General features: G+C 36.3%; 14 protein-coding genes. 6 read left to right on the top strand and 8 right to left on the bottom strand.

Annotated elements, in window-relative coordinates:
• Nucleotides 1–9: 9 nt before the first annotated feature.
• Both QUE09_RS13135 and QUE09_RS13130 read right to left on the bottom strand, forming a co-directional pair.
• Nucleotides 10–705, bottom strand: coding sequence for an acetyltransferase (locus tag QUE09_RS13135; protein ID WP_286233227.1), 696 nt, complete (start codon nt 703–705; stop codon nt 10–12).
• Nucleotides 706–837: 132 nt separating this feature from the next.
• On the bottom strand, nt 838–1,923 hold the full coding sequence (locus QUE09_RS13130; RefSeq protein WP_286233226.1) for a DegT/DnrJ/EryC1/StrS family aminotransferase: 1,086 nt from the start codon (nt 1,921–1,923) through the stop codon (nt 838–840).
• A 153-nt stretch (nt 1,924–2,076) separates the two neighbouring features.
• On the opposite strand from QUE09_RS13130, the gene QUE09_RS13125 reads away from it, so the two are divergent.
• A complete protein-coding gene (locus tag QUE09_RS13125) occupies nt 2,077–2,826 on the top strand; it encodes a Stf0 family sulfotransferase (RefSeq protein WP_286233225.1) in 750 nt (249 codons plus the stop codon).
• Nucleotides 2,827–2,866: 40 nt separating this feature from the next.
• On the opposite strand, the gene QUE09_RS13120 is transcribed toward QUE09_RS13125, so the two are convergent.
• From QUE09_RS13120 to QUE09_RS13095, 6 genes are all read right to left on the bottom strand, one after another.
• A complete protein-coding gene (locus QUE09_RS13120; protein ID WP_286233224.1) occupies nt 2,867–3,376 on the bottom strand; it encodes a DUF2919 family protein in 510 nt (169 codons plus the stop codon).
• 122 nt (nt 3,377–3,498) lie between these two features.
• On the bottom strand, nt 3,499–4,404 hold the full coding sequence (locus QUE09_RS13115) for a sulfotransferase family 2 domain-containing protein (protein WP_286233223.1): 906 nt from the start codon (nt 4,402–4,404) through the stop codon (nt 3,499–3,501).
• A gap of 3 nt (nt 4,405–4,407) precedes the next feature.
• Complete coding sequence (locus QUE09_RS13110) at nt 4,408–5,409, bottom strand: sulfotransferase domain-containing protein (protein ID WP_286233222.1); 1,002 nt, start codon at nt 5,407–5,409, stop codon at nt 4,408–4,410.
• 3 nt (nt 5,410–5,412) lie between these two features.
• On the bottom strand, nt 5,413–6,462 hold the full coding sequence (locus tag QUE09_RS13105; RefSeq protein ID WP_286233221.1) for a hypothetical protein: 1,050 nt from the start codon (nt 6,460–6,462) through the stop codon (nt 5,413–5,415).
• 3 nt (nt 6,463–6,465) lie between these two features.
• Nucleotides 6,466–7,395: a hypothetical protein gene (locus QUE09_RS13100; protein WP_286233220.1), complete on the bottom strand. Its 930-nt coding sequence runs from the start codon at nt 7,393–7,395 to the stop codon at nt 6,466–6,468.
• Nucleotides 7,396–7,412: 17 nt separating this feature from the next.
• A complete protein-coding gene (locus QUE09_RS13095) occupies nt 7,413–8,726 on the bottom strand; it encodes a flippase (protein WP_286233219.1) in 1,314 nt (437 codons plus the stop codon).
• Nucleotides 8,727–8,894: 168 nt separating this feature from the next.
• On the opposite strand from QUE09_RS13095, the gene QUE09_RS13090 reads away from it, so the two are divergent.
• The 5 genes from QUE09_RS13090 to pssE all read left to right on the top strand — a co-directional run bounded on the left by QUE09_RS13090 (nt 8,895) and on the right by pssE (nt 13,266).
• Entirely contained in the window at nt 8,895–9,965 is a 1,071-nt protein-coding gene (locus QUE09_RS13090; RefSeq protein WP_286233218.1) for a nitroreductase family protein, read from the top strand.
• Entirely contained in the window at nt 9,965–11,116 is a 1,152-nt protein-coding gene (locus tag QUE09_RS13085) for a polysaccharide pyruvyl transferase family protein (RefSeq protein WP_286233217.1), read from the top strand. The genes QUE09_RS13090 and QUE09_RS13085 overlap by 1 nt, the downstream gene beginning before the upstream one ends.
• Before the next feature lie 84 nt (nt 11,117–11,200).
• Nucleotides 11,201–11,590, top strand: a complete 390-nt coding sequence (locus tag QUE09_RS13080; protein WP_286233216.1) for an FAD synthase family protein — start codon at nt 11,201–11,203, stop codon at nt 11,588–11,590.
• A 9-nt stretch (nt 11,591–11,599) separates the two neighbouring features.
• Nucleotides 11,600–12,088 (top strand): PssD/Cps14F family polysaccharide biosynthesis glycosyltransferase, encoded by a 489-nt coding sequence (gene pssD, locus QUE09_RS13075; RefSeq protein ID WP_286233215.1) that lies wholly within the window; start codon nt 11,600–11,602, stop codon nt 12,086–12,088.
• The gene (pssE, locus tag QUE09_RS13070; protein WP_286233214.1) at nt 12,085–13,266 is read left to right on the top strand and encodes a PssE/Cps14G family polysaccharide biosynthesis glycosyltransferase; all 1,182 of its coding nucleotides are present in this window, start codon (nt 12,085–12,087) and stop codon (nt 13,264–13,266) included. The genes pssD and pssE overlap by 4 nt, the downstream gene beginning before the upstream one ends.
• Nucleotides 13,267–13,269 lie beyond the last annotated feature (3 nt).

The following is a 13,269-nucleotide window of genomic DNA, read 5'->3' as shown; positions in this document are numbered from 1 at the left end:
ATATAACCTTTATATTTTTGAAAACTTCATAAATTGATGGCTGTTTAATCTGATACATTCACCATCTTTGGAAATAATGACATCACCTACTTTTGAGTTTTTAGCTACTAAAGTATTTGCACCAACAAATGTATAATCCTCTAAAATTACATTATGACCCACAGTGGAATTAACTCCTAAAAAGCATTTGTTTCCGACAACAGCATCACCAGCTACAACTGTTCCCGCCGTGATCCAATTATGTTTTCCAATTTTACTGCCATGTGCAATGACTGCATTACTCCACACAAAGGTATTATCGCTTATTTTAGCACCAGGTTGGATAGATACATTATCTAAAATGACACATCCTTGGCCTATCTCTGTATCATCAAAGAGTGTTACTGAAGGGTGGATATAACGTGCGAAATTATATCCTTGGGCCTTTAACTGCTCAAATAATTCAGTCCTAAAATCGTTCATTTTATGGTAACCAGCGGCGATTATTACTTCATAGTCGCTTGCTGGAAATTGCCGTTGAAATTCATCCAAAGCGACAACAGGTTTACCTAAAAAAGAACTTTCAACCAGAAACTCTCGCTCAACTGTATAAGCCGCAATTTGCAAACTGCTTGTTGCATTTATGTATGAACTTAAGACAGAAGCGGTCTTTCCAGTGCCATAAATTACTATATCTTTGAAATTTTTTACTGCAGTATTTGTCATTTTCATTTAATCGTAAGATAGTATGAACATCATTATATAGCTTAATGTGCTACAGGCGTTGAAATATATCACTTAAAAGCGTGTAAGTTAACAATTTATTATTGAGGATTAACTTTAGTTTTATTCGCCAAATTAAGATGACTTTATAATTTGAGTAATTGATTTAATCGTTTTTTGATCTAAACCATTCATTAGTGGCAAACATAAAATGTTCTCTACAGCTTGTTTACATTGTTGTATCACACTATCCTCTCTACCTGGCAAAAAATCTAAGTGTTGTGGTAAAAAGTAACGGCGTGGGAAATACCCATGCTTATTTAGTGATTTTTCACACCTATCTAACTTTCCTTTTTCATCAAATTTCACCGGCATGTATATTGGTTGTGCGTAGTGATCGTATTTAGTTTCTTGATAGGTTACTAAATCATTGAGCTGTTCCTTATAACACTGTATTAATGAACTTCGCTCTTGAACAAGTTCGTCAATATCGTCTAATACACATAATCCCATAGCGGCGTGAAACTCACTTAACTTGCCATTTATACCTGCGTGAGATATTTGTCCGGAAGAGGTTATACCAAAATTAATTAAATTATTTGCGAGTTCGTATTCGGCTTTATCTTTAAAAATAATTGCACCACCTTCGATGCAGTGAAAAAGCTTAGTGGCATGGAAGCTAATACAATGTATATCACCATATTCAAAGATACTTTTCCCCTTGTATTCACTTAGTAAGGCATGCGCAGAGTCGTAGATTACAGGAATATTGTATTTTACTGCCAGCCTATCTATTGCTTCTAAGTCACATGGTACACCGAATAAGTTTACTGGAATAATTGCTTCCGCCTTAACTTCCTGAATTTTTTCGTTTAATGCGTTTGGGCAAATGTTCCAACTCTTATTGTCAATATTAGCAAGATGAATGTGAGCTTGCTGCCAATCTAAAGCTGTTGAAGTTGCGGCAAAACTATATGGTGTTGTGATAACATGTTTGTTTTCTAAACATTTAATTTTGTATGCTATTTGCAAGGCCGTTGTTCCATTGCTAACTAACAGTAAATACTTAACGCCTAGTTTTTCTTGCAACCTTTTTGTGAGTTGTTGTACCAAAGGTCCATTATTCGTTAATTGATTATTTTGATAAATTGAATCGATGTACTTCGTATATTTTTCTTTTGCAGGAAGGTAGGGTTTTGTTACATATATAGGAGTAGACACTTTGTTTTTGAAAATAGCAGTTAATGTTAAAACATCATAGCTTCTAAGGTGTGTTTAAGCAATCTAATTTAAAATTAGGGTTAAGCATTGATTGCGTCTCTGTTACTATAGGTATTAAATAAAAATATAATTTAATTGTTAATCCGGAAGGTTATGAATAATACAGATAATATATTGTTAGATTTAATGAAAAACTTGGAAACGAGACCAAGTGTTGATTTAAATTCAATTAAAAAGAAAGTCCTTGTTTTATCGACACCACGTTCAGGTTCTTCACTGTTTTGTGATGTTTTGACCAATACCGGTATGCTAGGCGAATGTCGAGAATGGTTTAATAATAGATATCTTGCTGCCTACGGGAAATTAACTGGAAATCCACAAGTGCAGTTTAACGAGTATTTGCAATTTATAATGGAGAAAACTGTAGGGAATACTGGAGTTTTTGCTGTTAATGCGCATATTGAGCATATGATGTTCTTTGCTCAACGAAAAGTTAGCTTATTAGATTTAGGGTTTGATGTCGTTGTTTTTGTTAAGAGAAAAAATAAACTGGCGCAGGCAGTTTCTTTAGCTAAATCAAACATAACAGACTCTTGGTCAAGTGAAACTGATAATACAGAGTTTGATTTAGAAAAAGTAACACCAAGTATCATTGTAAACTCGTTGAAACACATCGTTGACAGTGAAGCGCATTACGAAGAATTTTTATCTCGTTTTGTGAAAGTGGCGTTTGATTATGAAGATTTTTGTCAATTAAACAATACAACTGCTTATAGTCAAGTATTGTCGTTGTTAGAGCTTAATTATGAAGGTCGATTTGAAACCACATTGAAGAAACAAAGTAATAATTCATCTAAGCAAATTATTGAGCAGTTCAACAACTATTTAGCTGGCAATATTTAACGTAAATTATATCCAGAAGCTTTCGTCATAGTACTGAGAATTAATTTTTATTCTCAGTACTATCCTGCTCAAGAAACCCCTTCTTTTTAATAAACTGCTTGATAAAAAGTTTTACCTTGTAAGAGGTTAAGGCCAATATTATCAATATTGAATGAACTAATAATGTATAAAAGGCTGGTGAAGAAAAAAGTTTATATTCTTCGGCCAAAATATTGGCTGTGCTGATCCATTTTACTAAAAGCAACACAGCAGAAATGCTCAGTAATACTCTTTTAAGTACTAAATTTGAACCTATGGTGCCAATAGTAAAACTAACAATTGTTAATAATGGAATTATTGAAAGTGCAATAGCTATGTATAGTGAATATTTATCGGGATAAAAAAAGGAAAGAATATCTCCTCCATTTTGCCTTGAAGCTAAAGAAAAAATAAATAGTAACAACCCTTTAGATAAATAAATAAGGTTAATAAGTAATAAAAAAGGTGGTTTTAGCCAACCATTGTTATCAAATGAACTGATAGGGATGTTTTTTAAGTTTTGCTTCTTCATTACTACTTAATTCTTTTGCTCAGTGAATACCATTGTATCAATTTAAATACGATATTATAACCTTAATTTTATCCTATTCTTACCGTATATAAGGGTTTGAAGCGCTTTTTAAAGTTACTTCCTTAATCAAACTTTGGAAGTTTTGATATTATAATTGTTTCGTTATTACACAATATTTTTATATTGTCTTTTACGCTCTCTTGAGCAAAATACTCGTTCAAACTTTCCCTTACAAACAATGCATTGTTATCTTCAATGGCTTTAGTGGTATTATGGCGGCCTATGTGGATAGGCTTACCTATTAATTGGCTTAGATCTTGTTCGAAAGATTGCATCTTAGTTAATTGCCCAACCACACTAAATTTGCTGAGGTTGTCTAAAACCTCGTTTTGCATGTTTTTGGCATCTTGTTCATCTTTAGGGTAACGGCCAGTTAAAAACATGGTCATGGTATTGGCCATATGCCAGCCTCTGCGGCTATTCAATAATTGATCTGCCTCACGCCATAGCTCTTCTTTGGTCATAGGCTTAGTAGCGATGCTAGGCGGCATTATGGCGAACTTATTGGTGAGTTTGTTGAAAATATAGTTTGAAATTAAACGATCAACGGGATCGCGTAACAGCGTGACAAAATTATATTGTTCGCTGTAGGCGTCTAATATGCGTTTGGTCACATTAATATGCCCGCTAACATAATGCCAATTTAAGTTAAGATGGTACGTTAAAATGGATTGAATTTGCTGACAATGAAACTCACTAAAGTCACATTTATCATCAAGCGTTGAAATGTCCCGATTAAAATTATGTAAACTTGTCGCGATAATAGGTTTTCTTCGTAGTCTTTTTTCGCCGGGTCTCGCGAGTTGTTCTCTCAGCGCTCTATCAACGGATATTCCACCACATTTGGGAATATGTACGAAGACAATAGGTTTGGTATCGGCTTTTTCCTTGGCTACTCGATTAACAGTTAATTCGTAACCTAATGATTGTGAAAAATGTTTGATCAGAGATTTAGCGTGTTTTTTCATGTGTTAATCGTCAATCCATTTGATAAAAGCGCTTTCTTGCTGATAGGAAAGCGATACTGCTGTTTGATGTAGTTGGTTAAAGTGTTCACCCGCCAACAAATATGCATTGATAAGTTTATCATGCTTAGATTTGTCGCTATAAGCTATTTTAATGTTGGCCACATCACTGATATTGCGTTGTAGGCTAAAGTTACCTTTTTCCACCGCCTTTTTACCCGATATAGAGCGAATTAACCGCGCTTTTAACATTGTAGAGAATGCGAGAGAAGAGAAATTACAAAGTGCATCAAATTGCTCTTCGGGTGCAGCACAAATATCTTCATATCTCGTTACTAAATGCCTGTTTGTTAATGCGTGTTTTGTGTGTGCTTCTATCCAACCAAGTAAATATCCCATTTGTTGCCAAAAACAGCATTGTTGCAGGTTAGGGTGGCAGGCGAGAATTTGGCTCATGTGAGCTTTTTCGAAGCGCTGTTCAAAGAGCGATTGCGATTGCCAATTGAGCGCCTGATAACTCAGTGCTACAGCATAAGGATGCCTAACGAGGTAAATAGTATTGTCGACAAAAGGATTATATAGATTTACTGTAAGTGGATTTACTTCTTTGATCACTAAGTTTACCGAACGTTTGTTTTGTAACGTTTGCTTTGGGTATTTGAAAATTGCGTTTGCACGCCGTGCTTTTCCCTTTAAAGCGTGGGTAATGTATTTTTGGTAGGCTGGTGCATCTTGGCATTTACCAAGTTCAAATACAGAAACTCGGTTTGCTTTGTCAAGCATGTAACTGGTGGTAACCGGCTCTCGTAAATAAAGTGACTCATTATCACTCCCTAATATCGCGCCAACCCAGCTAGAGCCGCTACGAGGAAAAGAAATAACTAGCGTTTTAGTGGCAATTATTTGTGGGCGCTTGATGAGGAAGAAGCTCTTTGGTGCACGGTAGAGCAATTTTAATGCTTCAACGTATTTTCGGCTACAAAAGGGAAGTTTTGCGAGTAGCTTCATAAACTAACGACTCTTTGGTTTGGTGTTAGAAAGCCAGGTTAACAACTTTTTTAGCGGAGACACATTGAATAAAGACAATGGGTTTAAATAGATACCAAGTTTTTTCGCAAGCCGAATAACAACATGCTCATAAATAGCGCTATTACAACGGGGTAAATGCGACTCTTGCTTTATTATTTTATTTAGTAACGTTGCTGCTGCCATTATAAATTGCTGCCTGCTAATGGTGAGCGTTTTATCTGAAGCAGTAAAATACTGTATCGCTCGCTGTTCGACATGAGTATTTTCAATTTTTTCACCATTAACACTTATATGACTATATTGGTTATTATCATCGGTTTTTAACGCAATATGATGGTGGTTTTTAATATTAAGCGAGTAAGAGGAAATAATACCTGTTGTACCGGCGATCATAAATTCACCAACATGATAATCTTTGGGCTCTAAGATAGTGGCTGATACACCGCGATTGAACTTGAATCGATATTCATAATAGGCACCAAAACGTTCGCTAACAATACGTGAAATGGTTCGGTAATTACTCAAATACCTGAGTGCAGCAACGCCGTGATACAAATAACCGCAATGATTAAACTGGATTTTTTTAAGTTTACCGATGTTATTTTGTGCTATTAGTTTGTGTGCTAATTGATAGCTTTTTACGTAAGGGACAAACTCAAACGCATATAAGTGCTCAAATTGTCTAAAAAGAGTGATACGCGAAATGTGTGCTAAAGGTACTATAGGCGTAGAAATAACGATTTTCTTGTGTTGAAAGCCATGTTGTAATAATTTTTTTAAGCAGGCAATAACTTGATGCTGTGGAATACAGATAAAAACGGTATCGATTGTTTCTGGTGAAATAGACGAAAGCGCTGTTTGGGCTGTAATATTAGGTACTTTATCAGCTATTTCAGGATGTAAGGCGCCGCTTTTATTAACAATTGCTTGCACGACACATTTGTCGCTATTGATCAATATTGCAGGTAAAACGGTATCCTGAATAAAACTACCTGTACCTATAAGTAATATGCGGTCAATGTTGTTAGTCACGAGTTAACCCTTTTGTTCTTTAAAAGGGATTTTAGGCGTAGGCACTTTTTTATCATTTAATTTTAAGTATTTTACCGCTAATCTCCGCATTATAAAACGCGCATCTCTATACCAGCGAGTAATGTTTTCGTTAAGCGTAAAACTCGCTTGATAACGGTGATGTGGTAGTTGAGTATGTTCATTGATATGTTGAATACTTTCTGCTGCTAACTCGGGAGCCACAGCAGTTACCGTGCAATCACCAAAGAGTTGTTTCAACATTAATTGCTCTTCAGATAAGTTTTCTCTTACTAATTTGAATATCGTTTCACGTTTTTTATGATTAAATAAATGCCGAGACTGAATTGAAATTTTCAACACGCGTCTAGGTGTTTCACTGCGGTTAGGACTTGCTCTATGTAGCGATTTACGATCAAAGAAAAAATTAAATCCAGAGTTTCCTACTAATTGGTAACAGGTATCACTGTTGTTAATAGCTGGCGTAAAAGTAAGTTTTTTATCTGAAATTTCAAAACAGCCACCGTTATTTTCAACATTAGTTAAGTAAACAAAAAAGCTAACATGTTGTAAGTTTTGTTTACTAAAGTCATGCTTGCAATCCGTATCTCTATGCCACCCATGTAATTGATTGTTTGACTTTATGTGAGGTAAAGACTGGTTGGCACTTATTTCATAGATATGGCAATGATAGAGCTCTGGCTCGGGAATTAAGTCCGTTAATATGTTTTGTAGTGTAGGTGAAAATATCGTCTCTAATAAACCCAGTTGTTGTAATTCTAATGCACTTACATAACGTCTATTTCCCTGTTGAGCAGCGATAATTGGATCAACCAAGCTGTTTATCTGGGCGATAGTTTCGTGACTGTAAATATCAGGTGCAACGGCAATAGCATTATCGTTAAGTAACCTGTGTAGGCGCTCAAAAGATTTCATGTAACAGTGTTATGCCTTTAGGTACGAGTTAAACGTTGTTGATGAAGTAATTGTATCGTTTTTACCGGCCAGGTACATAAGGCTATTGTCATTAATTTAGCAAAAGGTCTCAACTCTTTACTCAAAAATAAACTTAAATAGCTAGCTGCCATGTAGGCAATTAAGCTTGCCCAAGCAGCGCCTATTCCTCCCCATTTGGGAATAAACGCCATATTTAAACATATATTGATAATGGCACCGATGCCCTGTGTCCACAGGCTATATTTATAAAGCCCTTTAATAATTAGCCATTTACTCAATATCGCGCGCTGAAAAATGAAAATAGTCGCAAAAATATGTATGTTAACTATCGCGATACTGGCTTCAAATTCTGCGCCATATACCCAGTGAATAACGATATCTGAAAATAAATAGGTTAATAGGGTAATAGTAAACGCACAAGCGACTAAAACACTTAAAAATTGCAGAATAAACTGCTCAAAAAGCACTTTATCTGATTTATATTTCTTGATCAGTTGCGGGTTAAAAGCGTTAGCTATGAGCACAGGGAATACATACCAAAACTCCGATAGTTTAGCCGCAGCAGCATACACTCCAACGTTTGCTGCGCTGTAGTAATTGGCCAACATTACTTGATCAATTTTTAAATATATAACTGATGCGATTCCTGAAAGTAATAGCCACTTCCCACGGTGGAACATTGCTAGCATAGTATGAGATTGTACGGCTCTTTTACTTTTTTTATCTGCTTTACATCGTTTGTAAAGAAAAATATAACCGGCGGCAATACCTATGTAGCTGAGGCCGTGTAAAAGTATAAGCAGCGAAATGCTTGCTGAACTATAAATGACTAACAATTTTAGCACGGCAGATAATATCAATATCGAGAGTCTAATTTTTAGCGCGGGTAATAATAGGTTATTCGCAAGGAAGTAATACTCAAAAACAAAGAATACTTGGGCGCTTTGCATGAGTAATAATTGAATAATTTGCGGTTGTAATGCTGTTTGTTTGTTTGCAAGCAGAATTATTGCAATGCCCAACACCACAGATACTAAAGCGCCAAATGCTCTAACAATAAGAGAGGATTTGACATAGTAGTGGCTATTATCGGGGTATTTTACAATATACTTGGTAACGATATTGTTTAACCCCATAACGCACAAAGGAGTGAACAACCCAACAAAAGATAAGATGTAAGAAAACTGGCCGAAAGCTTCAGCACCCGCTACGCGCGCAAGAAAAACGCCAGTGAGAAATGAAACACCAATGGTAATTACTTTTTCAAGTATAAGTAGGGCACTGTTGTTAATGCTTGCTGAAAAAGCCATTCATTATTTTGCTTGGTTTGTTGATGCTGCGATTATAGCTTAATAGCTGTTAACTAAAACCTTTTATTACTAAATATATGGCTGTTAATACCCGATTTAGATACAATACGCCGAATACTCAAAGAGCAGGTGTTTTCGTGTTGCGCCTCATAGATAGATAGTTATTGCATGAAATCATTATTTAAAAAACTACTACCCAACACAATTGTTAACGTTATTAGTCAACGTTTACAAACCACAAAACAGTTTTTATCAAAATTGATGGGACGATTTCGAGTCACCAGCGCACTTTATTATTTTATCTTTGATCATCAGTATTACCGAGAGCAACAAGCGACACTAGCCGGTAAAAATAGTTATGCTAAGCAAGCGGGTATTGCGGGCTCTTCGAGTGCGTTACTTCGACGAAATACGCATCGATTAGAAAAAGGCTTGATCATGCAACCTCGTAAGCCAATCTTTGCAGAGGGTTATATTGGTGAGACGGTAGCCTGTTATCAGCGTTGTGTAAGTGGCGGCAATATTGAATCTAGAGAGTTAATATGGGCGCAAGATGTGTTGGTAGCCTATTTTGCTGCAGTTGATATCGAACAGAGCAAAGTGATACAAAATGCGCATCAGGTGTTTTCTCGCTTGCCAATTATTTCTGAACAAAATAGCCATGCCATTCCGTATGCATTTGAAAAGCGTGTTAACAGCGAGATAACTAGCAAATCTTTGTATGATCTTTTTAAGCAGCGACGCTCGGTACGCTGGTTTGAACCTAGAAAAGTTGCACCTGAGTTGATTGAACAAGCGGTAGAAATGGCGTTGCAAGCACCCAGCGCATGTAATAGGCAGCCATTTGAATTTTATACTTTTTATACTCCAGAAAAGGCGTCAAAAATTGCTGCTATACCAATGGGTACAAAAGGATTTGCCGAAAATATTCAGGCGCTAATCGTAATCGTTGGCGATTTAAGTGCTTACCCTAAAGAACGAGATCGCCATGTTATCTATATTGATGGTGGTTTAGTTGCTATGCAATTGATGTTGGCTTGTGAATCGCTTGGATTGTCTACTTGCCCAATAAATTGGCCAGATATGGAAATGTACGAAAAGAAAATGGAAAAAGAATTGGCATTAGAAAAACATCAGCGTCCTATAATGTTGATGGCGATAGGTTATGGGAAGCCAACGGGAAAAATTCCTTTTTCTCAAAAGAAAAGTGCGCAACAAGTTATTAAGGAAATGGATTAGTGTTAATTGAGATTAAAGGCGTACAGTTTGAGAACAAAGGCGCTGAACTTATGCTTTATAGTATTGTTGAGCAAATTCATTCGCGATGGCCAAACGCTGAAATATGTTTAAGACCGCGACTTAAATCTCCTTATTTAAAAAGAGCATCTATTGGTGCCTATCAAAAGCTTCACTTAGCTAAGGGGAATATTGATTTAAATACGTTAGCATACTGGATACCCAAGAAAGTTAAACATTACTTAAAAAGGGTATGGGGTATTGTTACCGAGGCGGATATAGATGCAGTATTGGATGCGTCAGGATTTAGCTATGGTGATCAATGGGGCCCTCACTGTTTAGATGCTATTGAAAAAGAAGTGCTTAGATTGAAGCAACATAAAAAGCATTACGTTTTTTTGCCACAAGCACTTGGTCCTTTTGATCGAAACGAATTACAAACAAAGGCTAGTAAGGTTTTTACTAATGCGTGTTTGGTTTTTGCACGTGAACAACAGTCATTTGAACATGTGGAAAAACTTTCAAGTGGTAATGTATTTATCGCGCCAGATTTTACTAATTTGTATTCACCAGAAGCTGATGCGTCATATAGACATTTGCGAGGCCAGGTTGCCATTATCATCAATAGTAAAATGGTCAGTGATAAGAACACGAACAGTTATTGGCGTGAACATTATGTTAATAATATTGCCCAAATAATGGCTGCGCTGATCGAACAAGGACATAAGGTATTTTTGTTAAATCATGAAGGCGAAAAAGATCAAGCTTTATGTGAGTCACTGCAAGCAAAAATAGGCGAAGTAGATATTATCTCACCTGATAATGCCAATGATGTTAAAGGTATAATTAAACAGTGTAGTTTTGTGGTCAGTTCGCGGTTTCATGGCTGTGTAAGTGCGCTTTCATCGGGCGTACCCTGTTTGGCAACGAGCTGGAGCCATAAATATGAGCAGCTTTATATGGAGTACCAAGTAAGTGATTACTTGCTTAGTGAACAACACTTTGAAGAACCTATAGCAGAACTTTTAGCACAATTTGTGTTAAAGCTGCCTCAAATACGCGTGCAATTACAAGAACAAAGTCAAATCTATAAAACACAAAGTAATGAGATGTGGCAGAAGGTTGAAGCACAACTTACATCTTTGAATTTGTAATCTGTAATCAATCGTTAATATGCTGTAACCCTTATCGTATATAAGGTACAATTCGTCGCATTTTTAATTGTTAGAAGAATTTTTGTGCGCGTTATTACATTTGGTACCTTTGATATATTTCATGTAGGTCATTTAAATATTTTGAAACGAGCAAAGGAACATGGAGATCATTTAATCGTAGGAATTTCTACAGATGATCTGAATTTTTCCAAAAAGGCTCGTTATCCCGTTTGTCCTCAAAAAAGCCGTGCAGAAATAGTCGACGCCCTTGCTTGTGTTGATGAGGTTTTCTTTGAAGAGTCGCTTGAGTTAAAAAGAGAATATATTCAGCAATATAACGCAGACATTCTTGTAATGGGGGATGATTGGCAAGGAAAGTTTGATGACTTGAAAGATATTTGCCAAGTTGTTTATTTACCAAGAACGCCATCAATCAGTACCACTGAGTTAATTGAAATAGTAAAGGAAAGGTAAGAGTAGCAAATGTTTGCGAAAAGAAAGGAAGTGATTTTACTTGTTTTTGGTAAAGGCGGTCACAACGCACAAATTACGCGCTTTATTGACAATGATAATATTAATCAATTGCCATTAATTGCGCTAACAAGTGCGGATAATATTCACAAAAAAATCGACGAAAAATACTTTTGTTTAGAGGCTAGAGACAAGTTTAGTCAATTAAAAAACCTCTTTATCTTTTGTGCCTATGTTGTCGTTGCAATTGCACAAATGTTTAGAATTATTACCAAATATAAAGTGATAGGAATGATCTCTACTGGCCCTGGATTAGCGGTAATTCCCGGTATTATGTGTCGTATAATGCGCGCGAAAGTTATTTATTTTGAATCTTGGTCGCGCATTGAAAAGCCTTCTTTAGCGGGGCGTTTTATGTATTGGATTTCCAATCAATTTTATGTGCAACACCAATCAATGAAAGCGAAATATCCACAAGCAAAATACGTGGGGCGACTATGAAGGTTTTTGTTACGGTTGGTAATACGCCCTATAACTCGTTAATTAAGGCCCTTGATGAGTTGGTCGACCCTAAAAAATATGAGTTAACTATTCAAATTGCTAATGGTGATTATAGCCCTAAGAACCATCATTTTATTCGTTTTACCGATAACATTAACGAATATTACAATGACGCTGATATTGTAGTTTCACATGCTGGTGCAGGTAGTACTTTTCAGCTGTTGGAAATGAGAAAGAAGCTTGTAGTTGTACCAAACTTTGATCGGGTTGATGATCATCAACTCGATTTAGCCGATTTTGTTTCACAGAATAGTTATGCTTGCGTATGTTATGAATTATCGCATATCGATGAGTGTTTGACGGAAGTAATGAGTAAAACGTATGACGACTATACCCATCATAAATTTTCGGGTTTTGCCGAAATTCATCAACAAATAAATATGAATCGTAGTTTTAGTGGTAATAATATCGTTGCTAACATTCCGGTTGACGTATTTAGTGATTTACAGTCAACAGTAGACCATATTATCAAAGAAGACGGTACTGTATTTAATGGCTCTGCAATTGCCATAAACCCTGAAAAAATAATTCGAGCGATTAACGATAAAGAAGTAGCAGATGTGTTGTTAAGTGCAGATATACGTTATGCAGACGGTATTGGTATTGTTAAAACACTGATGCGAAAAACGGGGGCTGACATAAACCGAATTCCTGGTTGTGAGCTGTGGGAAATGCTAATGAAGAAGGCGGGTGAAAAACACGTTCCTGTATATCTTATTGGTGGTTCTCAAGAGGTCGTTGATAGCACACAGCAAAAGCTTAGCGACTCTTTCAATACGCCAATTTGCGGCTATAGAAATGGTTACTTTTCGCAAGATGAAGAAGCGGAGATCATAGAGGCTATATGTACCGCAAAGCCAAAAATTATTGCCGTTGCTCTTGGTTCACCAAAACAAGAGATGTTTATCGACAAGTGTAAGGCTGCATACCCAGAAGCTTATTACATGGGGGTTGGTGGTAGTTTTGACGTTTTTGTTAATCGTGTAAAACGAGCGCCAGAATTTTTTCGTAATTGGAATTTAGAGTGGTTTTATCGCGCCCTCAAACAACCGAAACGTTTGTTAAGACAGGCTAATCTACTCCGGTATTTATATTTAGAATTAGCGAGAAAACTGTAAGCG

This window comes from Thalassotalea sediminis, assembly GCF_030295915.1.
GTDB classification, from domain to species: Bacteria; Pseudomonadota; Gammaproteobacteria; order Enterobacterales; family Alteromonadaceae; genus Thalassotalea_C; species Thalassotalea_C sediminis.
The sequence above is the reverse complement of the archived record's forward strand: the minus strand, read 5'-3'. Positions and strand labels throughout refer to the sequence as shown.